We start from the raw sequence: 24,272 nt of genomic DNA, 5'->3' as shown, positions 1-24,272 counted from the left end.
CGCGGAGAAACCAGCATGCATCGGCTCTATCTCGTCCCGACATTGCTCATCAATGTCGTCATCATCCTTATTCCGGCACTCCTGACCATCGCGCTGGCCTTCTTCCGCTGGGACGGCATCACGACGCCCGTCTTCATCGGCTTGCAGAATTTCCAGGCGCTCTGGTCCGACCGCGTGTTCTGGACGGCACTCACCAACAACCTGATCTGGACCGGCATCTTCCTGACCATCCCGATCTTCATGGGATTGCTGGCGGCGACGCTGCTGCTCGTCGCCAAGCGCGGCAGCATGTTCTTCCAGGTCATCTATTTCATGCCGATGATCATCGCGACCGCCATCCTGGCGCGCGTCTGGCAGGGCATGATCTACAGCCCGGTCTCGGGCGTGAACGGCATGCTCCAGCGCATGGGCTTCCCGACGGTCGACCCGCTGACACAGCCCTCCACCGCGCTGCTCGGCATCGCCACCGTCGACCTCTGGCATTGGTGGGGCTTCCTCTGCGTGATCTTCTTCGCCGCCCTCCGCCAGGTGCCGCAGGAGCAGATCGAGTTCGCCCGCGTCGAAGGCGTCAGCTTCTGGAACACGCTGCGCTACGTGCTGATCCCGGCGATCCGCCCGACCATCACGCTGATGATGATCATGACCGTCATCTGGTCGTTCCTCGTCTTCGACTTCGTCTACATCCTGACCCAGGGCGGCCCCGCCTTCTCCAGCGAAGTGCTCTCCACCCTCGCCTATCGCAGCGCCTTCTATGACCTCGCCGTCGGCAAGGCCGCGGCCGTCGCCGTCGTCATCAGCCTGTTCGGCCTGATCGCGACCGCCTTCTACATCCGGGCGCAGGCCAAGGAGTTCCACCAGTGAAGCACGAAGTGAAACTCGTCGAGAACCGGACGACGCTCCTCCTGACCTATGGCGTGCTCGTCATCGCGCTTGTTATCACGCTGTTCCCGATCGCGCTGCTGGTGCTCAACTCCGTCAAGCCGGCGGCGCAGATCGTGCAGAACCCGCTGGCGTGGCCGGAAACCTTCCGCTGGGACAATTTCACCCGCGCCTGGGAAGACGCCCGCTTCTCGACCACCATGCTGAACTCGGCCATCCTGACGGCGACCACCATCGTCCTGGTGTGCTCGACGTCGTCGCTGACGGCCTATGTTCTGGCCCGGCGCAAGATCGAGAGCTGGAAGATCGTCACCTTCTACCTGCTCGGCACCACCACGGCGCCGATCCAGCTCTTCCTGTTCCCGCTCTATTTCGGCTTCGCCAAGCTCGGGCTGATCAACAACCCCTTCGCCGTCGCGCTGATCTACACGGCGATCTTCTCGCCCTTCGCCGTCATGCTGCTGCGGACCTATTTCCTCGCCATTCCGCGCGAGCTGGAAGAAGCAGCCCAGATCGACGGCGCCAATCACTGGCAGATCTTCACCCGCGTGATGCTGCCGATCGTCTCGCCCGGCATCCTGACCGTCGCGCTGATCATCGGGCTCTATTCGTGGAACGAGTTCCTGATCGCCACGACCTTCCTGCAGGGCTCCGACAACATGACGGCCATCGTCTCCTTCTTCCTGCTGAGCGGCCAGTACAGCTCGGACTGGGGTGAGATCATGGCCGCCGCGCTGATCATCGTCCTTCCCGTCGTCATCCTCTTCGTCCTGCTGCAGCGCCGCTTCATCGAAGGCATGGCCGGCGGCTCGGTGAAGGGCTGAGAACAAAGTTTCCATGGAGGCAACATTGACCCTACCGAACGATTATCTGGACCGCGTCTATGCCGGCGTTCTCGGCAAGCTGATCGGCGTCTATCTCGGCCGCCCGTTCGAGGGCTGGACCTACCAGCGCATCATGGAAGAGCTGGGGCCGATCGACTATTACGTCCACGATCGCCTCGACCAGCCGCTCGTCGTCACCGATGACGACGTCGCCGGCACCTTCACCTTCGTCCGCGCGCTCGAGGACTACGGCATCTCGCCGGACCTCAAGGCCGAGGACATCGGCAAGGCCTGGCTCAACTACATCGTCGAGGAGCGCTCGATCCTGTGGTGGGGCGGCGTCGGCAACTCGACCGAGCACACCGCCTGGATCAACCTGAAGAAGGGCATCCCCGCCCCCGCTTCCGGCTCGATCGCCGTCAACGGCCAGCCGGTCGCCGAGCAGATCGGCGCGCAGATCTTCATCGACGGCTGGGCGCTGGTCGCGCCGAACCAGCCGAAGCTGGCGGCGAAGCTCGCCGAACAGGCCGGCAAGGTCAGCCATGACGGCGAATCCGTCTATGCGGCGATGCTGTGGGCGGCGATGGAAGCGGAAGCCTTCAAGAGCCGCGACATCGACCACCTGCTCGATGTCGGCCTCTCGGTCATTCCGGCCGACAGCCTGATCGCCAGGCTGATCGCCGACGTCCGCCGCTGGCACAAGGAGAACGCCGACTGGCGCGTCGCCCGCCAGCTGATCCAGGACCACTACGGCTACGACAAATATCCCGGCAACTGCCACGTCGTGCCGAACCACGCGCTGATGATCATGTCGGTGCTCTACGCGCCGGACGATTTCCAGAAGGCGCAGATGATCGTCAACACGTCGGGCTGGGACACCGACTGCAACGCCGGCAATGTCGGCTGCCTGATGGGCATCATGCTTGGTCTCGACGGCATCGAGGCCGGCCCCGACTGGCGCGGCCCGATCGCCGACCGCCTGCTGATCTCCTCGGCCGATGGCGGCAATTCGATCAACGACGCCGTCCGCGTTTCCTACTACCTCGCCAATCTCGGGCGCCTGCTCGCCGGCGAGAGCCGTCTCGACAAGCCGAAGGACGGCGCGCAGTTCCACTTCTCGCTGCCGGGCAGCCAGCAGGGTTTCCGGCCGCAGGGTGGCTTCACCGCGAACGCCTTCCTCCGCGTCGGCAACGAGGAATTCGGCCCGGCCCGCGCGCTCTCGATCGGCTACGAGGCGCTCGGCCCCGGCCAGGAAGCGGCGGCGATCACGCCGACCTTCTCGCCGCCCGAGCTGCTCAACATGCGCACCTACGACCTGATGGCGACGCCGCTGGTCTATCCGGGCCAGGTGGTGACGGCGCGCCTCGTGGCGCCGGCCGCCAACAAGGGCGCGGTCGAGGCAAAGCTGCGGCTCCGCGTCTATGACGGCGCCGACAAGCTGCGCGATGTCGACGGCGATGCGGTGACGCTCGCCCCCGGCGCCGACGCCGTGCTCTCGTGGCGCCTGCCGGAGCTCGACGGCCAGCCGATCGCCGAGATCGGCGTCGTGCTGACGGCATCCGGTCCGCGCGCCGACGGCAAGATCCTGGTCGACTATCTGCGCTGGGACGGCGCGCCGGAAGTGACGCTGAAGCGTCCGGCCGGCGACGGCGATTTCTGGCGCATGGCCTGGGTCAACGGCGTCAGCTTCTTCTCGAAGCGCTTCCCGCCGAGCTTCCGCATCTCGCAGTCGCTGGGAGACGGCATCGTCTCGCACGGCACCCGCGAATGGACTGACTACGCGCTCGACGCCGACATCATGATCCATCTTGCCGTGCATGGCGGCGTCGCGCTGCGCGTCCAGGGCCTGCGTCGCTACTACGACCTGCGCATCACCCAGGGCGGCGAGCTGCAGATCGTGCGCGTCCGCGACGACAAGGAAGTGGTCCTGGCGTCGAAGCCGTTCGACTTCGTGCTGGAGAAGGCGATCCCCGTCCACGCCAAGGTCGTCGGCTCGACGATCTCGGCCACCGTCGGCGGCGTCGCCATCGAGGCGACGGACGACAGCGCCGAGGCGTTCAAGGATGGCGGCATCGGCTTGACCGTCCGCGAGGGCGCGCTCTCGACCGACGCGGTCAAGATCTCGGCCGCCTGATCGCGGCTACCAAACAAATCGCGCAGGGGGCCCGGCCCCCTGCGCGATGCAGACTACGTGTTGAAATGAAACGCTAGAGCTTCGCGAGAAAAAGCCGGATCAACCGGACGCTCTCTTCCGCGATGCCGGCGATCAGGGTCTCGCCCTTCTCCGCCGTCGACGGACGCGGATCACCAAAAACGCCGGACTTGTTGAAGCTGTCGAGCCCCATCGGCTCCAGCCCGAAGGTTTCCGGGAACACCGGATATTCCGCCGCCGCCTTGTCCATCCGCACCAGTTCCGGTTCCAGCGCCAGCACCATCGAGGTCTCCACCTCGTCGGCATGGTAGAAGGTCGGCGCCGCCGGCTCGCTGTCGCAGATTTTGGACGCGATCGCTTCCATGCCGGGATAGTCGAGATACATCACCGGGAAGCCGGCCTCGACCTTCAGTGCCTGCGCCGCCTGTTGGATCGCGACGCGATTGCCGAAATGGCCATTGATGATGATGAGCGCCTTGACGCCCATCCGCTTCAGGCCGCGGCCGATATCGAGGAAGATCGCCCGCATCGTGTCCGACGACAGCGACAGCGTGCCGGCGAAGCCCTCATTGTTCCAGGCGTCGCCATAGGCGATCGGCGGCAGCAGCAGGCCGTCGATCTCGGCGGCGATCCGCCTTGCCACGCCCTGCGCCATGATCGTGTCGGTCGAGAGCGGCAGGTGCGCGCCATGCTGTTCCAATGCGCCGACCGCGAGCACCGCGACCGCGCCCTTTCCGAGCGCTTCCTTCACTTCCGGCGACGTGGCGGCATGAAGATCGAGCATGGCAATCAGTCTCCGGAGCGGCCGCGCCGGAACGGCACGCCGAGGGCCGCGGGTGCGCCCCCGCGTCCGACGAAGCCGGCCAGCACGATGATGGTGAGAACGTAGGGAAGCATCAGCATGAACTGGAACGGCACGCCGGTCGGCAGCAGCTGCGCGCGCAGCTGCAACGCGTCGGCGGCACCGAAGAGGAGCGCTGCCAGCAGCACGCCGACGGGATGGCGGCGGCCGAGGATCAGGATCGCCAGCGCGATATAGCCGCGTCCCGCCGTCATGTTGTCGATGAAGATGCCGGTCGCCGACAGCGACAGGAAGGCGCCGCCGAGGCCCGCGAGTGCGCCGGAGATGGCGACGGCGAGATAGCGGATGCGATAGACGTCGAGGCCCAGCGTCTCCGCCGCTTCCGGATGTTCGCCGACGGCGCGGATGTTGAGGCCAAGCCGGGTCTTCGCCATCACCACCCAGGCGACGACGACGAGGCCGAGCGCGACATAGGCGAGGAGATCCTGCCGGAACAGCAGCGGCCCGATCAGCGGGATGTCGGCGAGCCGGCCTAGATCCAGCGGCGGAAAGGCGTCGATGCGCGGGCTCTGCGTGCCGGAGCCGAAGATCAGCCGGTAGAAGAAGGCGGTGACGCCGACGGCGAGCAGGTTCATCGCGATGCCGACGACGACCTGATTGGCGCCGAGCGTGATCGTGTAGAAGCCGAGGACCAGGCCGAAGACGATGCCGGCGAGAACAGCCGCGAGGACGCCGAGCGCCAGGCTGCCGGTCAAAAAGGCGGCGACGAAGCCGACAAAGGCGCCGATCAGCATCGCACCCTCGAGGCCGATGTTGAGCACGCCGGAGCGCTCGGAGAACAGCCCGCCCAGTGCCGCCAGCATGATCGGGATGGCGAGCCGCATCGAGGCGGCGAGGAAACCGGCAAGCACCGGATCGGTGAGGAAATTCAGGAACTGCATGGAACGAGCCTCTCGCTCGAGGCTTCAGCACACGCGCCGTCATCCCGGGCTTGACCCGGGATCCATGCAGCCGCCTTCCGACGGAAGCTGTATGGATCCCCGCCTTCGCGGGGATGACGCCGGAGATTGGTGGTGAGAGACAAGACAGTCCTCATCTCGCGCCTCCGCCAGAAAACCGCGCGCGCAGCATGGCGAGCGCCGGGCGGCCGAGGAGGAACAGCACGACGAGACCCTGGATCACGGTGGTGAGCGTGCCGGGAACGCCGGCCGCCGATTCCATCGTCGTGGCGCCGATCTGCAGCGCCGCGAACAGGAAGGCGGCGGCAAGTACGCCGAACGGGTTGGTCTGGCCGAGCAGCGCCACGATGATCGCCGTATAGCCGAAGCCCGGCGACAGGTTCTCGATCATCCGCCGCTGCACGCCGGAAACCTCGGCGAAACCGGCGAGCCCCGCCAGCGCGCCGCAGATGAGAAAGCCGAACAGGATGGTGCCGCGCACATTCATGCCGGCGTTCAGCGCCGCGCGCGGGTTAAGTCCCACGACGCGCAGGCGAAAACCGTTGGTGCGCTTCCAGAGGAAGAGGTGGGCGAGGATGACGGCGATGACGACGATCAGGATGCCGGCATGCAGCCGCGTGCCGGAGAGCAATACCGGCAGGCGCGCATCGGCCGTCAACCGCGCCGTCTGCGCCAGCGCCGCATTGGGATCGCGCAACGGCCCGTGCAGCAGGAAGCCGACGAGGTGGATCGCGACATAGTTCAGCATGATCGTGGTGATCAGCTCGTCGGCGCGGAAGCGCAGCTTCAGCCAGGCGGCGAGGCCGGACCAGAGCGCGCCGGCGATCATCGCCGAAAGCCCCATCGCCGGCAGCAGCAGATAGCCTGGAAGCCCTGCCCCCGCCACGCCGACGGCGGCCGCCGCCGTGCCGCCGAGAAAGAGCTGGCCCTCGGCGCCGACATTGAACACGCCGGCCCGGAAGGCCAGCGCGATGCCAAGGCCGCAGAGCGCCAGCGGCACGGTGCGCAGCAGCGTCTCGGCGAGGCCGTTGCGGCTGCCGAGTGCCGCCTCGAACAGCGCCGAATAGGCGGTGAGCGGATTGACGCCGACGGCGGCGATCAGCGCCGCGCCGACGACGAAGGCGGCCAGCACTGCGAAGATGCTGCCGGCGAGCGCCGGCGGCAGTTTGAATTTCGCGGCGGGCATCGGTTCGACCGCGCTCATGCCGTCCGTCCCGCCATCATCAGTCCGAGCCTTTCAACCGTCACATCGGCGCGGGCGAGCTCGCCCATGATCGCGCCCTTGAACATCACGACGATGCGGTCCGACAGCGCCAGGATCTCGTCCAGCTCCGTCGAGATCAGCAGCACGCCGGCGCCGGCCGCCCGCCGCGCCAGCAATTGCCGGTGCACGAAGGCGGTCGCGCCGACATCGAGCCCGCGCACCGGCTGCACCGCGACGACAAGGTTCGGCGCGCGCGACAGCGCCCGGCCGAGCACGACCTTCTGCTGGTTGCCGCCCGAGAGCGTGCCGACCTTCTGGTTCGCGCCGGTCGCCCGCACGTCGAATTCGGCCATGATCCGCCGGGCATTTTCGGCGATGGCGCGGCGGTCGAGCCAGCCGCGCTTCGAGAGCGGCGCGTCGCCGGCCTGCTCCAGAATGAGATTGTCCTCGATCGACATCGGCCCGACGATCGCCGTGCGGTGCCGGTCCTCCGGGATATGCGCGAGGCCGAGCGCGATGCGACGCGCCACCGAGGCCGCCGTCACGTCCTCGCCCATCAGGCGGATCGTGCCGGCCTCGGTCTTCGCGAGACCGACGATCGCTTCGGCGAGTTCCTGCTGGCCGTTGCCGTCGACGCCGGCGACGCCGACGATCTCGCCCGGCCGCACTTTGAGGCTGGCGCGATCGACCCGGATCGTTCCGCGCGCATCGCGGCAGACGACGTTTTCGACGGCGAGGATCGGCGTCGCCGTCGCCCGCGCCGGCTGGCCTGCGGCATCGGGCTCGGCGCCGGCTGCTTCCAGCGACGGCACGTCTTCGAGCTTCGGCAGCTCGATTTCGGAACCAACCATCATCCGCGCCAGACCGCGCGCGTCGGTGTCGGCGGTCTTCGCAGAGGCGACGACCCTGCCCTGCCGCAGCACGGTGACGCCGGAGGTGAGCGCCATCACCTCGTTCAGCTTGTGGCTGATGAAGAGGATGGCCGTGCCCTCGGCCGCCAGCGAGCGCAGGATGCGGAACAGGCCTTCCGTCTCCTGCGGCGTCAGCACCGCGGTCGGCTCGTCGAGGATCAGGATGCGGGCGCCGCGATAGAGCGCCTTCAGGATCTCGACGCGCTGCTGGCCGGCGATCGAGAGATCGGCGACGCGCGCATTCGGATCGACATCGAGGCCGTAGGTGTCTGCCAGATCGCGGATTTTCGCCGCGGCGGTCTTCAAGTCCGGAAAGACGCGGCCGGTCGAGGCGAGGCCGAGGCAGACATTCTCCGCCACCGTCAGCGTTGGCACGAGCATGAAGTGCTGGTGCACCATGCCGATGCCGAGCCGCATCGCCTCATGCGCCGAGCCGAGCGGCTCGAGTTTGCCGTCGATGCGGATCTCGCCCGCCGCCGGCACGAGCAGGCCGGCGAGCGCCCGCATCAGCGTCGACTTGCCGGCGCCGTTCTCGCCGAGCAGCGCGTGGATCTCGCCCCGGTCGACCACCAGGTTGACGTCGTCATTGGCGACGAGCGGCCCGAACACGACGCGAATGCCGCGCATGTCGAGGAGAGGTTGAGCGGAAGCTGTCAAATCGGTCCTCTCGCCGTCTGGCGGGCCGGGAAGCAAAACCTGTTGGGAGGCTGTCGCAGCAGCCATCCCAAACTCCGTCATCCCGGGCTTGACCCGGGATCCATTCAGCCGCGACAGACGGCGTTTCGCACGGCGACGTCTTGGCTGGATGGATCCCCGCCTTCGCGGGGATGACGGCGGAGCATGCAAATGGCAGGCCGGAGGCGAACGCCCGGCCTGCCGGGAGCAAAAAACTACTCGGCGTTCGAGGTGTCGAGCGGCACGGTGAAGGCGCCGGACTGGATCGCGTCGAACTTCGCCTGCACCGCCTTCAGAACCTCCGGCGGCACGCCGGCGTCGAGGCCGTGGAAATCGGCGAGCTTCACCGAGCCCTCGGCGATGCCATAGGCCCAGTTCTCGCTCTTCCAGCTCTTGTCCTGGACCGCCTTGCCGACGGCGGTGACGAGCGGGCCGAGATCCCAGAGCACGCTGGTCAGTACGACCTTCGGGCCGAGGTGGTTCTGGTCGGTCATGGCGCCGAGCGCGAGCACGTTCTTGGCCAGCGCCGCGTCGATGACGCCGACGCCCTGGGCGGAGAGCACGTCGGCGCCCTGCTCGACCTGGGCGATGGCGGCTTCCTTGGCCTTCGGCGGATCGAACCACGAGCCGATGAAGGTGTGCAGCACCTTGGCGTCCGGCACCATCTCCTTCGCGCCCGCCTCATAGGCGTGCAGGTTGGCGAGCATGTTGGGAGCGGGCATGCCGCCGACCCAGCCGATCGTCTTCGACTTGGAAGCGCCGGCGCCGAGCATGCCGGCGAGATAGGCGCCCTGGTAGTCCGGGTTGGAATAGGTGCCGAGATTGGGCGCCAGTTCCTTGGCCGTGCCGGCCATGAACACCGTGTCCGGGAAATCCTCGGCAACGTTCAATGCCGCGTCGCCGAACGAGAACGAATGGGCGAAGACGAGGTTGTAGCCGCGCGCGGCGTAGTCGCGCAGGATACGCTCGGCATCGGCGTCGTTGACGTTCTCGGAATAGGCGACTTCGGCGCCGAGCGCCTTGGCGGCCGCCTGCAGGCCGTTATAGCCGACCGAGTTCCAGTCATTGTCGCTGATCGGGCCCGGCAGGACCATGGCGATCTTCAGGCCTTCCGCCTCGGCCGTGACGACGCCGCCCAACGCGAACGGCAAGGCGACCGCCGCGACGCGAATTCCCTGCTTCAATTTCTCGAACATGTGCAACCTCTTTCCCCTGCTGTGGCGTCAGACGCCCGTCTGGCCGAATGCTCTAATCCATGCACAAGTTTTGGCCAGCCCAAATCGAAGGCTTTTCCAGCCTCCAATCGTGCCGTTTGCCGGAATCCTTACCAGACGACCGGATGGGTCGCCCCGGTCGCCACATTGACGAAGCCCTCCGGCGCCAACGGCGACGGCGCCACCAGCACCCAGCGCCAGGGCGCGCAGGTCAGCGTCGCGAAGGAGAGCCGCTCCGGGAAGCCCGGCCACCAGCGCGGCGAGAAGGTCGGCTCGTACATCCAGTCAATCTTGGCGCCCTCGGCATAGAGCGCCTGCATCTCGGCATCGAGGACGTCGGCCGGCCGCGCCGTCATCAGCCCGCCGACCTCGTAGAGCACGCGCGCCACTACCTTGCCGCCCGAAACCAGCACCCAGCCGCCCTGCTGCGCCGCCAGTTCGTTGGCGACCATCGCCATCGCCTCGTCCGACGAGCCGACGACCCAGATATTGTGCTTGTCATGGCCGAGCGTCGCGCCCAGCGCCGTATCCGGCGTGCGCGGCCCCGTCCCCAGCCAGAACATTTTGGAGACCTTCGCCTCGCCGGAGAAGCGGTCGACGATGGCGAACTTCGTCACGTTGCGCTCGAAATCGCGCTGCACAGCGCCGTCCGCGACGGGGAGCTCCATGGTTATGAAATCATCATGCCAGTGGAACGGCCGGAGCAGCGCCGCCTTGGCGGTCGCGCCCTCGCCCGGCGCGGGAATACGGAAATCCTCGGCCGTAACGGTGCGGTCGATCTTCACCGTCCGCGTCGCCCATTCCGGCCAATCGATCGCGGGCAGCTCGCCGACGAATGTCGTCCCCTCGGAGGCCGGATGGCCATCGGCCCAGACTTTTGCGATCTTCAGCGAGGCGACGTCCTCGAGCAGGACGATGTCGGCGAAACGGCCCGGCGCGATCGAGCCGACCCAGGGCGTCAGCCGCATGTGGCGGGCGGGGTTGATGGTGACGCACTGGATGGCGATCTCCGGCGCCAGGCCGTTCTCGATCGCGAGCCGCATGTTGTAGTCGGTCGCGCCCAGCTTCAGCGTGTCGGTGGCGCTGCGGTCGTCGGTGACGAAGGCGATCTGCGACCAGTCGGAAAGCCCCTTGGCGAGGAGCCCCTGGATCAGCTCGGGCAGCGAATGCGGGCGCAGCTCGACGAAGAGGCCGTGCGTCAGCTTCTCCCAGACCTCCTCCAGGAACCAGCCCTCATGGTCCGACGCCATGCCGGCGGCGGCGAAGGCGTTGATCGAGGCGAGATCGCGCAGGCCGGCTGCATGGCCCTCGACGACGGCGCGCTTCTCGAAGGTGGCGCGGATCATGCCCCAGAGCCGGTCATAGGACGGGTTTTCCGGGTTCCAGACCGACGGCCAGTCCATCACCTCGTCGAGGCCGGCGACCATCAGGCTCTCGTTCAGGAACTGCTTCTGCTCGTCATAGCCGAAATAGCCGCCGCCCCATTCATAGGCGGTCGGCGGCACGGCCGAGCCCGGCAGCGGGAAGATCTTCATCGGCGAGCCGCGCCGGCGCGCCTCCAGCCAGAATTCGAGATTGTTGGCGCCGTTGACGTTGGAGAATTCGTGGCTCGCCTCGCAGACCCAGGTGACGCCATGCGGCATCACCAGCGCCGCCTCATGTTCCGGCGTCAGGTGCGAGCTCTCGATATGCTTGTGCGCCTCGCCGAAGCCAGGCACGGCGGCGAGATCCGGCTCGTGCAGGCGCTCGGCCGCCTCGCCGGTCCAGGAACCGGCCGGGCCGACATAGGCGATGCGGCGGCCCTTGATGACGATCTCCTGATCGTCCGCCCAGGTCCGCGAATGTACGTCGAGCAGCCGCCCGACGCGCAGCACGCGGTCGGCCGGGCGCTTGGCCAACGCCACCAGCGTCAAATCCTGGCGGATCGCGATCTCATCGGTGGCGTCGATCAGGAGATCGGCGGGAAGCGGCGCGGGGGGGGAAACCATCGGGGGGCCTGTCGAGCAAACGTTGCGAAGCCGGCAGAGGTAGAAGCGACAGACGGCCCTGTAAAGCGTTTCAGTAGATCCGGACGGCCCGGAGCCGCCACGGCGGCGGGTGCGTCAAAACCGGGACGAGCGCTCGCTTGCGCAGGCCCTACCAAGGGTCGTGCGACGTACGAATTCGTGCGAGGGCAGTGGCTATGTGGGGGAGGATTGTTGCAGGCGTCAGAACGCGAACGCGAAGCCGCCGCAAGTAGCGGGCCCAGCTTCATTTCTGTCAGGAAACTGTCGGGAGGGGCCAGGGCGAATTCTCAAGCCCTGGAAGATCGATGGTCGGAGTGGCAGGATTTGAACCTGCGACCCCCTCGTCCCGAACGAGGTGCGCTACCAGGCTGCGCTACACTCCGTGACCGCCGATGAGCCGGGTTATAGACAGAGGATTCGTGAGCCGCAAGGGGGCTTGTGAAGGTCTTCGACGGCCCTGTGGATGACTGGAGAAGAGGGCTGTTGATGACGGGGGGCGCTGACCGTTGCGAGCGCCGCTCCAACCGTCTATAGGACGGGCATTGCGGCGCCCCCGGGCGTCGTTGCTGGGGCGTCGCCAAGCGGTAAGGCAGCGGTTTTTGGTACCGCCATTCGGAGGTTCGAATCCTCCCGCCCCAGCCAGTCAGCCCCAAAATCCCCGAATTCAGCCATTCCTGTGCGACAACTCGCACCAGTCATGTCCGTTGCGTCGAGCATGGCGTTAGATCGAGCTGCTCGCTCAATCGCCGTTTTCCGGGCAGCCCATGGGCTCCCGCCTCGCCCCCGCCCGAACCACCACTGCAACCGCCGCGCCGTTTTCCGCCCAACATTACAATTCAGACATGCTCGCCGTGGGTGGTGGTATGCGGTTGCACGCGGTGGAAAAATCCACGGCTGGCCGGGTGCTTCCCGTGCCCGAGCCTTCCTGAAGCACTGTTTTCTGGGAGGAATGCCATGAAACAGTTCATCGCCAGAGAGTTCATCGCACCAACGATCCTCGGCACATCGCTGCTCGTCGCCTCGGCCGGCCTGGCGCTCGCCGCCAATGTCCACACCGTCACCGGCACGACCGGCCAGCCGAGCCAGACCATCGGCACGCCGCAGACCGGAAGCGTCACGCCGGGCCATGCCGCCAGCGCCCCCGGCTCCGCCTTCAATCCGAGCGGCAATGCCGGGACCCACTACGCCGGGACGCAGCCGCAAAACTCCAACAATCCGAAGAGCGTGTCCCAATACGACGTGGCCGGCTTCCAGCAGTCGCACAAGCCGAACCCGTAATCCCCACGGATGGCCTTCCGCCATCGATCGAAAAACGTCGCCGCGGCCTTCCGCGAGGCCGCGGCGACGGGCTGGGAAACGCCCTCCCCGACGAATCCCCGCCTATCCCAAGCGAAGTGGAAGACGTGCTTCCGCGGCTTCGTCCGGCGATGCGTCGCGGCGCGGAGCGCCTGCTCCGCCTGCCCGGCGATCCCTCCTCGCCGGGACGAAAGTTACCTTAGGGAAGATAAGAGATGGAGCCGGGCCGCCGCATGACTTTCGGGGAACGGCCGGGCCACAGCAGCGGCGAGGTCACGCGGCGCGCGACAGCGAAACGCCCACCTTTCGCGCCGCGGCGGCATTGACGAGCGCCAGTTCAATTTCGCCATCCGTCACACCTTCCGTAGGGAATATACCCTTTATCCGCTCGACCACATCCTGAAATTCAACCAAAGCTCCAGCATACTGCGCATGCATTACTTCAGAAATGATGATTTCCTCTAACAGAACCGGCATCACCTACTCCCGATGACAGATCTAGATTGATCTCGAAAAATAGATGCCAATGGACACTTTTCAAGAAAATTCTCTGTACTATTTCATACGCTTAGCGCGCGGGTTCGATTGCGAACATTTCGGGAGGAGATCGAACGCGGCCCGGCGGGACGCCGCGACGGACACGCGCCGGATCGAGGCAGGCGATGCCCGAGAAGACGAACAACCGGCTCCTGAAGGCGCTTGGCATCGAAGACCGGAGGCGGATCTTTCCCCGGCTGAAGCGGGTCTCGCTCGAGACAAGGACGCGCCTGCAGACGCCCGACCAGCCGGTTTCGTCGATCTATTTCCTGGAAACCGCCGTCGCCTCGGTGGTGGCGGTCGGCGGCGAGCGCGACCAGGTCGAAATCGGCCTGATCGGCCCGGAAGGATGCTCCGGCTCCAGCATCCTGCTCGGCGACTATCAATCCCCGCACGAGGTCTTCATCCAGATCCCCGGAACCGCGCTCGAAATATCGGCGGCGGATCTGCGCGAGGTCCTCGCCGTCAGCCCCGGCCTGCGGGACGTCCTGCTCGCCTATGCGCAGGCGTTCTTCATCCAGGTGTCCTATACCGTGCTGGCGAGCAGCCGCCAGAAACTGGAGGGCCGGCTAGCGCGCTGGATCCTGATGTCGCTCGACCGGGTTCCGGGCGATGAACTGCCCCTGACGCACGATCTCATCGCGGCGATGCTGGGCGTGCGGCGGCCCGGCGTGACGATCGCCATCCACATGCTCGAGGGCAAGGGACTGATCAAGGCGACGCGCAACCGCATCCTGGTGCTCGACCGCGCGGGGCTGGAGGCAAGCGTCGACGGTTTCTATGGCGTTCCGGAGCGGGAATATCGACGCCTGATCGGCTGAGGGCGCTCCGCCCCGCGCGACGCCCTCCTCCCTGTACTGCCGACGATTTTCGCAGACGGACTCGGAACCGATACAACCGATGCGCGTTGAGGATGCGAGGGTGCAATGCCCCCGCCCTGCACTCTTGAAACCCGTCGACCGGTTCACTCCGGTCGGCGGGTTTCTTTCAGGCTGGCGCCGCGAGGGCGCCGGGCGCTACTCCGACGCTACTTAGCCACCTGTCCCCGGATCTCGCCGTCCGGGAATTTCGCCGTATGCAGGTTGAAATAGAGCTGGCCCGCTTCGAGCTCGGACGCCTGCTTGGCGGTCAGCGTGGCGGAACCGGTGATCGGGCTCGCCATCTTGCCCTTGATCGGGATGACCGGCGGCGCCTTGGCGCCCGCCGCGGCGGGTCCATGGAAATGCGCGGCGGTCACCGGCCCGGTCAAATCCGTGAAGGTGACGGTCCATTTCAACGTCTTGTTGGCGCTGTCGTAATCGGCCTTCAGCGTCCCCTGCCCCTTGCTCGTATTGGGGGGCGTCTCCTGCTTGCCGGTCAGGTCCGCCTTGTAGGGGACCATCTTGGCTGAAACGGGGAAGGCGAAGAGCAGGCTCGTCGCAGCGAGGGCGAACGCGATCTTCGGGATATGCCGGGTCATGATTCCGTACCTCCAGTTACGCCGGGATCCGGCGCAGGCTATCAACGGGCTAAGCGGCCCTTTCGATCCGTCGAGCTTCCCGCCTCGCTCTCTCCCCCTGGCAGAAGTCATCGCGGCGAACGGTGGAGCGCCGCCGCGATGCCTCCGGACCGCCCGGCGGCGGATCGCTCAGTGCGGCGCCGAACGGTAGGTCGCGGGCGTCTTGCCGAGGTGCCGGGAGAACATGCGGGTCATGTGCGCCTGATCGGCGAAACCGCACATGCCGGCGACGGCGGCGAGCGAGACCTGGCGCGCTGCGATCATCTCGGTGGCGCGCGCCATGCGGCGACCGAGCAGCCATTGATGCGGCGCGACGCCGGTCGATCGCTTGAAGGCATGGGCGAACTGGCTCGTGCGCAGGCCGCAGGGCGCGGCGAGCTCCGCGAGACCGATGCCGCCGATCAGGCTGGTCTCGATGATCTCCTTCGCCAGCCGCTCCTGCCAGGTGCTCAAGCCGCCGACGACGCGGCGGCGCGTGGCGAGGTCGCCATAGCGGGCGCAGACATAGATGCCGAGCTCCCACATCAGATGATCGGCGAGCCGCGGATCGAGCGTCTCGGGCGCCTCGAAGAAGGGATGGATGCGCAGCACCAGTTGCATCAGGAAGGGATCGTCGACGATGGGATAGAGGCTGTTCCCGAGATGCGTGACATACGGCACCTCCAGATCCTCCGCGATCTCGCGGATAAAGCTCTGCGGCAGGATGATCTCGACCGTGTGGCGCGGCAGCGAATAGGTGCGGGCGTCGACGAAGACGTCGGACGTCCCGTCATGCAGGCGCACGCCGATCGAATAGGCGTCGGTCCAGTTGCCGCGGCTCGACGGCCGCGGCACGTCGACGGGATAGGCCGGCGTCGGGCCGTAGCGGATATCGGCCGAGATAAGCCGCGAGCCGGAGAGGCCCCGAAAGGCGAGCCTGTGGTTCGAGCTGGCCGGGAGGCCGACCGGGACGGATGCCAAGTCGACAGCCTTGTCGACGTCATGGACGATCGCATCGAGGGTCATGGGAACCTCCGGCTCGTCCCCGCAGAATAGCAAATCCGCGCCGCCGCAACCACAGGGATCGCGGCGGCGCGGATGGCCCATGCACCGGAGGCCGCGACGGGTTTCGCCGACACGGCAACGGGCGCCGGCGAGGCCGGTGCCCGGCGGTTTCGGTTAGCGGCTCAGTTCGCCGGGACGCCGGCGGCGGCCTTTTCGATCAGCGCGGCGACCGCCTCGGGCTTCGAGACATAGATGGCATGGCTGCCGGCGGCCTCGACGGTGACGGCCTTGGCGCGCGCGGCCATGGCGTGCTGCGCCGGCGGCGGGATCATCTTGTCCTCGGTCGCGATCAGGTACCAGCTCGGCTTCGCCTTCCAGGCCGGCGCGGTGACCTTGCCGTCGAGCGCCGCGACACCCCAGGGAACCTGCGAATCCGCCATGAACGCCGCGAGATCCGGGCGGACATCCGCCGCGAAGGCCTCGGCGAACTTGGCGCGGTCGAGGAACAGGAACCCGTCGACCGGCGGCAGGATCGGCGGCACAGGCGCGCCCGGCGGCGGATTGGCGATCAGGCTCGAGACGGATTCGCCGGCGTCGGGCGCGAAGGCGGCGATGTAGACGACGCCCGCCACCTTGGGATCGGTGCCGGCCTCGGAAACGACGACGCCGCCATAGGAATGGCCGACCAGGATCACCTTGCCGGGGGCGGCCGCGATGGCCCGCTTGGTGACGGCGACATCGTCGGCGAGCGACGTCGTCGGGTTCTGGACGATGGTGACGTCATATCCCTTCTTCTTCAGGATGTCGTAGACGCCTTGCCATCCGGCGCCGTCCACGAAGCCGCCATGCACGAGAATGATGGACTTCGTCGCCGCCTTGTCCGCCGCCGAGGCGCCCGTCGCGCTCATGCCGAGAACGAGCGCCGCCACGGAGACAGCCAGAGTGAGACCGTTCAGCATTTCCATTCCCTCCTCTTCCGTTCACCTTCGACCGGGCGCGATCGCCTCGGCCGGCCGGCAGGATACGGAGGCGCGCGCTGGCAGGATTGAACGATCCTGCGGTGCTGCGAGAGGGAGGGAGGCGTATACGACCGCGCGATCGGAGCCGCTTCTTCACCTCTCCCTGAGGGAGAGGTCGGAGCGCAGCTCCGGGTGAGGGTTTACGGCCTCATCCGGCTAGTTCCCTAAACCCTCACCCGCCGGCCTCCGGCCGTCGACCTCTCCCTCAGGGAGAGGTGAAGTCAGGGCGCGCCTGGACAGAGCCCGCCCTACTCCGCGGCCGGCACCGGGCAGTCGAGATCGCCCTCCTGGCAGGCCAGATAGCCCTTGAGGTCCTCGATCCTGAGCCGGGTAAGATTGTCGTTGCACTGGCTGACGATCATCGGCTCGGCGCTGCCGCCGGCCACGGCGGAACCCCTGAAGGCACATTCGGCATCGCGGAACGAGACCCAGGCGCGCTGCGTCGCGACCAACAGGCGGCGGGTGTCCGCGTCGTCGGTGAGGCGCTCCTGGATCTGGCGATAGAGCTTGTTCAGTTCGGCGTCGGTTTTCTTGAACGCATCGCCGGCGCAGATGGTCATCTCGGTCTGTGTCTGAAGATCACCGCAATCGGCGGCGCGAGCGGCGGGCGCAGCACAGATCCACGTCATCGCGGCAATAGCGATCGCAAGGCCAGAAAAGGCACGCATCGGAAACTCCTTCTGGAGATGGCAAGGACGGCAGGCAGGACGGATCAGGCAGGGATTGCGACCCGACCCTAGCAAACACCGGAGGTCGACACCACGCGTTGTCCCCGGCGACGCCGCAACCGCCCTAAGCCGAAGCCAGGCAAGCCCCTCACCCTACCCTCTCCCGCCAGCGGGAGAGGGCTTTCCGCCGGCGCCCGCCCTCGGTTTCGCGGCGGGACGACAGGCGCGGACGAGCCCCCTCTCCCGCTTGCGGGAGAGGGTTGGGGTGAGGGTCCTGTCGAGCCAAACCACCAATCAACCGCGCGCAAAAGAAATGGCCCGCATCCTGCGAGGGATGCGGGCCATCTGTTGGCTGGCGGCTGCGTCAGGCGCGTCTTCAGCTCGACGAAACCTTCATGACGACGAGGCCGCAGACGATCATCGCCGCGGCGGCGATCCGCGTCGGCGAGGCGCTTTCGCCGAGAACGACGATGCCGACGATGAAGGCGCCGACTGCGCCGATGCCCGTCCAGATCGTATAGGCGGTGCCGAGCGGCAGCGACCGCATCGAGATCGACAGCAAGCCGAAGCTGCCGATCATCATGACGATGGTGACGATCGTCGGGATCAGCTTGGAGAAGCCTTCCGACTGCTTCATCGAGAACGCCCAGACGACTTCGAGAATGCCGGCGATGATGAGATAGACCCAGGCCATTTGGTTTTGCCTATGTGTAGTGCGGGTTGTCCCGGTGGTTCTTATCCAGCAGGCAGGTCATCCAGCCCGTGGCAGTCCGCTCACGCTCCGGTCAATGCGCAGGGTGGAGCGCGTCGTTCAGATACATGCAGGTGAGCATCGCGAAGATATAGGCCTGAATGAGCGACATCAGCAATTCCAGGCCCGTCAGCGCCACGGTCATGATGAGCGGCAGGATCGCCGTCGCGAGCCCCATGGCGCCGGCGCCGGAGAGATCGGCGACGAAACCGGCGAACACCTTCAGCGTGATATGGCCGGCGAGCATCACGGCGAACAGACGCACCGAATGACTGATCGGCCTTGAGAGATAGGACACCATCTCGATCGGGATGACGATCGGCGCCAGCACCAGCGGCACGCCGGACGGCAGGAACAGCCGGAAGAAGCCGAACCCGTTCAGGATGAGCCCGTAGATCGTGACGGTCAGGAACACCGTCATCGCCAGCGAGAAGGTCAGGATGATCTGGCTGGTCGCCGTGAAGGCATAGGGGAACATGCCGATCAGATTGGCGACCAGCACGAACATGAACAGCGAGAAGACCAGCGGGAAGAAGCGCATGCCGCCCTGCCCGACATTCTCGCGCAGCATGTCGCGGACAAAGACGTAGAGCAGCTCGGCCGACGACTGGAAGCGGGACGGGATGATCAGGCCCTTCCGCGTCGCCAGCATCAGGAAGGCGAAGATGATCGCGACGGCCAGCCCCATATGGGCGGCCGAATTGGTCAGGACGATCTCGACGCCCCCGACATCGAACAGATGCAGAAGCGGCTTGATCTCAAATTGTTCGATAGGTCCGGCCACGGCCGCCCCCCTCAGAAGGCGGGGCCGTCCCCGATTGTCACCACGGCGCAGGTCGTCCAGCGCAAGCCCGTCCTAGCCGGAGGGGGCGGCGATTTCAAGAGGTTGCGGCCGGCGAGACCGGTAGCGAGCCGACGTTCCGTGGCCATCCGGCCGCGCGCCCTCGCGCTCATCACGACCCGGTTGCGGATGGAGAACTTTCACGCGAAACCAACAAAGTTCCAGTCAAACGGCAAACTTCGAAATTCGACACAATTTCCATAATGTAACCGTATCAACAATCCTCGCCATTCCCTTGAGGTCATGGCGACATCAGATTGTTTTCAGACTGAAAAAGACGCTGGACCTCGCGCGAACCTCTCCCTAGTCTGCCCTCATTCCGATAGGGAATGAGAGATTTATAGACCGACGCCATAGTATATCCGGATCACGAACCACCACCCCGTTTCGCCGGAGGAAGGCCCGAACCCGAGAGGATCCGAAAGGGCCCGCCTTCCGGAAAGCCTCCACCGAAGCCAGGCCGCCGGCAAACGGCGCCGGCTCCGGACAACCACAGCGATTGCCTCTGGCCGCCGGAACCATCGGCGCTAGTTGGCAGCAAAACCGGTCAACGCGTCCGCCAGACACAGGGAAACGCCATGAAGACCCGTTCCGCAGTCCTCCTCGCCATCGCCCTCGCCGCCAGCAGTTCCGCCCTCGCGGCTCAGGCCGCCGAGACGCCCGGCGCCGCCATTCCGGTGACGCCGGACAATTTCGTGCGGGCGGAATCGGATCGTTATCTGGCCGGACTTATCAAGGACGTCGGGATCGGCAAGCTTCAGCACCGGCGCGAACCGGCACCGATCGACCACCAGACGGTCATCCGGCTGAACCGCGATACGCTCTATTCGTCGGTGGTCCTCGATCTCGACGCAGGACCGGCGACCATCACCCTTCCCGACGCCGGCAAGCGCTTCTTTTCGTTGCAGGTGATCGACGAGGACCAGTACACCCACGGCGTCCACTACAAGCCGGGAAAATACACGCTGTCGAAGGACGATATCGGCACCCGCTATGTGGTCGCCGGCATCCGCATCCTGGTCAATCCCGCCGATCCAGAGGACCTGAAGGCGGTGCATGCCCTGCAGGATGCGATCCAGGTCGAGCAGAAGAATGTCGGCGTCTTCGAAGTCCCGAACTGGGACCCGGCCAGCCAGGACAAGGTGCGCGAGGCGCTGCTCGTGCTCGCCTCGACGCTGCCCGATACCAACCGCATGTTCGGCACCAAGCAGCAGGTCGATCCCGTCCGCCGGCTGATCGGCTCGGCCTCCGCCTGGGGCGGCAATCCGGAGACGGAGGCGATCTACCTGAACGTCACGCCGCCGAAGAACGACGGCGAGACGATCTACAAGCTCGACGTCAGGGATGTGCCCGTCGACGGTTTCTGGTCGATCAGCGTCTACAACGCCGACGGATACTATGCAAAGAATCCGCTCGACGCCTATTCCCTCAACAATATCACGGCAAAGAAATCGGCGGACGGATCGGTTGCCGTACAGTTCGGCGGCTGTACCGACAATATTGCCAACTGCTTGCCAACGGTGGCAGGATGGAATTACATGGTAAGGCTCTACCGGCCCCACAAGGATATCCTCGACGGCAAATGGACCTTCCCGGAGGCCAAGCCCGTTAATTGATCCTGTATGAAATTTTGCTCCATCCAGCTTGCCGGATGGAGCTTCTACCCTATTCCTCATCGCCCGATTGCCTGGCTTCAGAGCGTCTCGATCCAGCCAGGACCGCTCCCGACGTAGTTCGACGCATCCGTACTGCTACTTCCTCTTTTCAAATGCAGGAGAAGGCCATGCGAATAGCGAGAATGATAGCATCCGCCGCAGTGGTTGGCGCGGGATTGCTGGCGCCGATGGCGCCGGTCCTTGCCCAGAACCCAACCACCCCAGCGACCCCTCCGAACATTCTCGTCATCTTCGGCGACGATATCGGCCAGACCAATATCAGCGCCTATTCGTTCGGCCTGATGGGCTATCGGACGCCCAACATCGACAGTCTCGCCAGAGACGGGATGATGTTCACGGACTACTACGCCGAGCAGAGCTGCACGGCGGGACGCTCGACCTTCCTGACCGGCCAGGTGACGCTGCGCACCGGCCTGTCGAAGGTCGGCCTGCCTGGCGCGGATCTCGGGCTGCGCCCCGAAGACATGACCATCGCCGAAGCGCTGAAGCCGCTCGGATACGCGACCGGCCAGTTCGGCAAGAACCATCTCGGCGACAAGGACGAGTTCCTGCCAACCAATCACGGCTTCGACGAGTTCTTCGGCAATCTCTATCACCTGAACGCCGAGGAAGAGCCGGAGAACCCCGACTATCCGAAGGATCCGGCGTTCCGCAAGAAATACGGACCGCGCGGCGTCATCAAGTCGAGTGCCGACGGCAAGATCGAGGATACCGGCCCGCTCACCAAGAAGCGGATGGAGACGATCGACGACGAGACCACCGCCGCCGCGATCGATTTCATGGACCGGCAGGTCAAGGCCAAGAAGCCCTTCTTCACCTGGATGAACACCACCCGTATGCATGCCATCACGCATGTGCGGCCGGAAATGATCGGCCAGAGCGGCGGCCTGTCGGAGTATTTCGACGGCATGATCGAGCATGACGGCGATGTCGGCAAGCTGCTGCAGAAGGTGAAGGACCTCGGCATCGAGGACAATACGATCATCATCTACACGACCGATAACGGTCCGCACATGAACACATGGCCGGATGGCGCCATGACGCCGTTCCGCGGCGAGAAGAATACGAACTGGGAAGGCGCCTATCGCGTGCCCGCCTTCATCCGCTGGCCGGGTCACGTCAAGCCGGGCAGCATCTCGAACGGCATCGTCTCCGGTCTCGACTGGTTTCCGACCCTACTCGCGGCGGCGGGCGATCCGGACGTGACACAGAAGCTGCTCAAGGGCTGGGACGTGAACGGCCGGACGTTCAAGAACCATCTCGACGGCTACAACCAGCTTCCCTACCTGACCGGCGAGGCCGACAAGTCGGCGCGCAACCAGTTCTTCTACTTCAACGATGACGGCCAGCTGGTGGCCGTGCGGGTCGGGAACTGGAAGCAGGTCTTCTGCGAGCAGCGTTCGCCCGGCACGCTGGAAGTATGGGCAGAACCCTTCACCTGCCTGCGCGTGCCCAAGCTGTTCAACCTGCGCCTGGATCCGTTCGAGCGCGCCGACATCACCTCGAACACCTATTGGGACTGGCTGTTCCGCCACGCGTTCATGGCGGTGCCGACCCAGGCGCTGGTGGCCCAGTTCTTCGAGACCTTCAAGGAATTCCCGCCGATTCAGCGGCCGTCGAGCTTCTCGATCGACCAGATCACCGAGCAGCTGAACCGCCAGCTCGAAGGCAGCAGCGGCAACTGATCCACGAACTGGAAGATGGCGGGAAACCGACCCGCCATCTTCCCGCGCCACACTCTGACTAGGAAATACGGGAGAGACAGGATGAGAATGAGGCACTTGATAGCGTCGGCCGTCGTGGTTGGCGCAGGGCTGCTGGCGCCGATGGCCCCGGCATTCGCCCAGGACGCGGCCGCCGCCGCCCAGCCAAACATCCTCGTCATCTTCGGCGACGACATCGGCCAGACCAACATCAGCGCCTATGGCGACGGTGTCGTCGGCTACAGGACCCCGAACATCGACCGGATCGCCAAGGAAGGCATCCGATTCACCGACTATTACGGCGAGAACTCCTGCACGGCCGGCCGCTCCACCTTCATCACCGGCCAGGTCTGCCTGCGCACCGGTCTCTGCAAGGTCGGCATCCCCGGCGCGACCGTCGGCCTGCAGGACCGCGACATCACCATCGCCCAGGCGCTGAAGCCGCTCGGCTACGCTACCGGCCAGTTCGGCAAGAACCATCTCGGCGACCGCGACGAATATCTGCCGACCCGGCACGGCTTCGACGAGTTCTTCGGCAACCTCTACCACCTCAACGCTGAGGAAGAGCCGGAGCGGCCCTACTATCCGAAGAACGACCTCGACTTCGTCAAGTCGAACTCGCCGCGCGGCGTGCTGAAGACATCGGCCGACGGCAAGATCGAGGACACCGGACCGCTCAACCGCAAGCGCATGGAGACGATCGACGACGAGACCACCGCCGCCGCGATCGACTTCATGGACCGGCAGACCAAGGCGAAGAAGCCGTTCTTCACCTGGATGAACACCACCCGCATGCATGCCTTCACGCATGTGCGCCCCGAAATGCAGGGCCAGAGCGGCATGCCCGGCAACGCCTATGCCGACGGCATGCTCGAGCATGACGGCGACGTCGGCAAGCTCCTGAAGGCGCTAGACGATCTCGGCATCGCCGACAACACCATCGTCGTCTACACGACCGACAACGGCCCGAACCAGTGGTCGTGGCCGGACGCCGCGACGACGCCGTTCCGCTCGGAGAAGGACACCAACTGGGAAGGCGCCTTCCGCGTTCCGGCGATGATCCGCTGGCCGAGCCACATCAAGCCCGGACAGGTCTCGAACGAGATGGTCTCCGGTCTCGACTGGTTCCCGACGCTGCTGGCGGCCGCCGGCGAGCCGGACATCAAGGAAAAACTTCTCAAGGGCACCGAGATCGGCGGCAAGACCGCCAAGGTTCACCTCGACGGCTACAACCAGCTCCCCTTCCTGACGGGCGAGGCGCCGAAGTCGAACCGGGGCGAGTTCTACTACTTCAACGACGACGGCAACCTCGTCGCCTATCGCTACAATGACTGGAAGATCGTCTTCTGCGAGCAGCGCGAGCCGGGCGGCTTCGCCGTCTGGGCCAACCCCTTCACCTGCCTCCGGGCGCCGAAGGTCTTCAACCTGCGCATGGATCCGTTCGAGCGCGCCGATGTCGTCTCCGACCAGTATTACGACTGGCTCGCCCAGAACGCCTATCTGATCCAGTACGGTGTCTGGAAGGTCGCGCCGTTCCTCGAGACCTTCAAGGACTTCCCGCCGAGCCAGCGTCCTGCGAGCTTCAGCGTCGACCAGATGGTCGAGGCGCTGATGAAGACGCTGGAAGCCGGCCCGAAGGCGAACTAGTCGCCGCGGAGAGACGGGCGGGCCCC

Annotated in this window: 21 protein-coding genes and 2 tRNA genes; 9 read left to right on the top strand and 14 right to left on the bottom strand. The window is 65.8% G+C overall.

Annotated elements, in window-relative coordinates; translation table 11 throughout:
* Positions 1-15 precede the first annotated feature (15 nt).
* Genes AC6HZP_RS09010 through AC6HZP_RS09000 form a run of 3 tightly spaced genes read left to right on the top strand, consistent with a single transcriptional unit; the run spans position 16 to position 3,837 of the window.
* A complete protein-coding gene (locus tag AC6HZP_RS09010; protein ID WP_497526282.1) occupies positions 16-861 on the top strand; it encodes a carbohydrate ABC transporter permease in 846 nt (281 codons plus the stop codon).
* Positions 858-1,703 (top strand): carbohydrate ABC transporter permease, encoded by an 846-nt coding sequence (locus tag AC6HZP_RS09005; RefSeq protein WP_497526281.1) that lies wholly within the window; start codon positions 858-860, stop codon positions 1,701-1,703. Before AC6HZP_RS09010 ends, AC6HZP_RS09005 begins: the two co-directional genes overlap by 4 nt.
* A 25-nt stretch (positions 1,704-1,728) precedes the next feature.
* Positions 1,729-3,837: an ADP-ribosylglycohydrolase family protein gene (locus AC6HZP_RS09000; protein ID WP_497526280.1), complete on the top strand. Its 2,109-nt coding sequence runs from the start codon at positions 1,729-1,731 to the stop codon at positions 3,835-3,837.
* 73 nt (positions 3,838-3,910) lie between these two features.
* Here AC6HZP_RS09000 and AC6HZP_RS08995 read toward each other — a convergent pair whose 3' ends face one another.
* The 7 genes from AC6HZP_RS08995 to AC6HZP_RS08965 form a co-directional block, all read right to left on the bottom strand.
* A complete protein-coding gene (locus AC6HZP_RS08995; protein WP_497526279.1) occupies positions 3,911-4,639 on the bottom strand; it encodes a creatininase family protein in 729 nt (242 codons plus the stop codon).
* 5 nt (positions 4,640-4,644) lie between these two features.
* Positions 4,645-5,598, bottom strand: coding sequence for an ABC transporter permease (locus tag AC6HZP_RS08990; RefSeq protein ID WP_497526278.1), 954 nt, complete (start codon positions 5,596-5,598; stop codon positions 4,645-4,647).
* A gap of 151 nt (positions 5,599-5,749) precedes the next feature.
* Positions 5,750-6,820 carry an ABC transporter permease gene (locus tag AC6HZP_RS08985; protein WP_497526277.1) on the bottom strand — a complete coding sequence of 357 codons (1,071 nt, stop codon included), beginning with the start codon at positions 6,818-6,820 and terminating at the stop codon, positions 5,750-5,752.
* A complete protein-coding gene (locus AC6HZP_RS08980) occupies positions 6,817-8,388 on the bottom strand; it encodes an ABC transporter ATP-binding protein (RefSeq protein WP_497526276.1) in 1,572 nt (523 codons plus the stop codon). The genes AC6HZP_RS08985 and AC6HZP_RS08980 overlap by 4 nt, the downstream gene beginning before the upstream one ends.
* Before the next feature lie 233 nt (positions 8,389-8,621).
* Positions 8,622-9,602: a BMP family protein gene (locus tag AC6HZP_RS08975; protein ID WP_497526275.1), complete on the bottom strand. Its 981-nt coding sequence runs from the start codon at positions 9,600-9,602 to the stop codon at positions 8,622-8,624.
* A gap of 128 nt (positions 9,603-9,730) precedes the next feature.
* The gene (locus AC6HZP_RS08970) at positions 9,731-11,608 is read right to left on the bottom strand and encodes an adenine deaminase (protein ID WP_497526274.1); all 1,878 of its coding nucleotides are present in this window, start codon (positions 11,606-11,608) and stop codon (positions 9,731-9,733) included.
* A 324-nt stretch (positions 11,609-11,932) separates the two neighbouring features.
* A tRNA-Pro gene (locus AC6HZP_RS08965) sits at positions 11,933-12,009 on the bottom strand.
* A gap of 184 nt (positions 12,010-12,193) precedes the next feature.
* Here AC6HZP_RS08965 and AC6HZP_RS08960 point away from each other — a divergent pair.
* Positions 12,194-12,268, top strand: a tRNA-Gln gene (locus AC6HZP_RS08960).
* A gap of 312 nt (positions 12,269-12,580) precedes the next feature.
* Positions 12,581-12,904 (top strand): adenylate cyclase, encoded by a 324-nt coding sequence (locus AC6HZP_RS08955; RefSeq protein WP_497526273.1) that lies wholly within the window; start codon positions 12,581-12,583, stop codon positions 12,902-12,904.
* 291 nt (positions 12,905-13,195) lie between these two features.
* On the opposite strand, the gene AC6HZP_RS08950 is transcribed toward AC6HZP_RS08955, so the two are convergent.
* Positions 13,196-13,399 carry a hypothetical protein gene (locus AC6HZP_RS08950; protein WP_201403219.1) on the bottom strand — a complete coding sequence of 68 codons (204 nt, stop codon included), beginning with the start codon at positions 13,397-13,399 and terminating at the stop codon, positions 13,196-13,198.
* A gap of 185 nt (positions 13,400-13,584) precedes the next feature.
* Between AC6HZP_RS08950 and AC6HZP_RS08945 the strand changes: the two genes are divergently transcribed.
* Complete coding sequence (locus AC6HZP_RS08945) at positions 13,585-14,280, top strand: Crp/Fnr family transcriptional regulator (protein ID WP_497526272.1); 696 nt, start codon at positions 13,585-13,587, stop codon at positions 14,278-14,280.
* Between the two features lie 206 nt (positions 14,281-14,486).
* Here the strand turns inward: AC6HZP_RS08945 and AC6HZP_RS08940 are convergent, their stop codons facing one another.
* The 6 genes from AC6HZP_RS08940 to AC6HZP_RS08915 all read right to left on the bottom strand — a co-directional run bounded on the left by AC6HZP_RS08940 (position 14,487) and on the right by AC6HZP_RS08915 (position 19,163).
* Positions 14,487-14,918, bottom strand: coding sequence for a CHRD domain-containing protein (locus tag AC6HZP_RS08940; RefSeq protein ID WP_497526271.1), 432 nt, complete (start codon positions 14,916-14,918; stop codon positions 14,487-14,489).
* A 168-nt stretch (positions 14,919-15,086) separates the two neighbouring features.
* The gene (locus AC6HZP_RS08935; protein WP_497526270.1) at positions 15,087-15,962 is read right to left on the bottom strand and encodes a helix-turn-helix domain-containing protein; all 876 of its coding nucleotides are present in this window, start codon (positions 15,960-15,962) and stop codon (positions 15,087-15,089) included.
* Between the two features lie 161 nt (positions 15,963-16,123).
* On the bottom strand, positions 16,124-16,849 hold the full coding sequence (locus AC6HZP_RS08930) for an alpha/beta fold hydrolase (RefSeq protein ID WP_497526766.1): 726 nt from the start codon (positions 16,847-16,849) through the stop codon (positions 16,124-16,126).
* Positions 16,850-17,208: 359 nt separating this feature from the next.
* Positions 17,209-17,628, bottom strand: coding sequence for a lysozyme inhibitor LprI family protein (locus AC6HZP_RS08925; protein WP_497526269.1), 420 nt, complete (start codon positions 17,626-17,628; stop codon positions 17,209-17,211).
* Positions 17,629-18,004: 376 nt separating this feature from the next.
* On the bottom strand, positions 18,005-18,322 hold the full coding sequence (gene sugE / locus AC6HZP_RS08920; protein ID WP_201403214.1) for a quaternary ammonium compound efflux SMR transporter SugE: 318 nt from the start codon (positions 18,320-18,322) through the stop codon (positions 18,005-18,007).
* A gap of 91 nt (positions 18,323-18,413) precedes the next feature.
* A complete protein-coding gene (locus AC6HZP_RS08915; RefSeq protein WP_201403213.1) occupies positions 18,414-19,163 on the bottom strand; it encodes a F0F1 ATP synthase subunit A in 750 nt (249 codons plus the stop codon).
* 635 nt (positions 19,164-19,798) lie between these two features.
* Here AC6HZP_RS08915 and AC6HZP_RS08910 point away from each other — a divergent pair.
* From AC6HZP_RS08910 to AC6HZP_RS08900, 3 genes are all read left to right on the top strand, one after another.
* Positions 19,799-20,836, top strand: a complete 1,038-nt coding sequence (locus tag AC6HZP_RS08910; RefSeq protein ID WP_497526268.1) for a DUF1254 domain-containing protein — start codon at positions 19,799-19,801, stop codon at positions 20,834-20,836.
* 167 nt (positions 20,837-21,003) lie between these two features.
* The gene (locus AC6HZP_RS08905; RefSeq protein WP_497526267.1) at positions 21,004-22,581 is read left to right on the top strand and encodes an arylsulfatase; all 1,578 of its coding nucleotides are present in this window, start codon (positions 21,004-21,006) and stop codon (positions 22,579-22,581) included.
* 141 nt (positions 22,582-22,722) lie between these two features.
* Positions 22,723-24,246, top strand: a complete 1,524-nt coding sequence (locus tag AC6HZP_RS08900) for an arylsulfatase (RefSeq protein ID WP_497526765.1) — start codon at positions 22,723-22,725, stop codon at positions 24,244-24,246.
* Positions 24,247-24,272 lie beyond the last annotated feature (26 nt).

Source organism: Kaistia sp. SLG-1, from assembly GCF_059699055.1.
The sequence above is the reverse complement of the archived record's forward strand: the minus strand, read 5'-3'. Positions and strand labels throughout refer to the sequence as shown.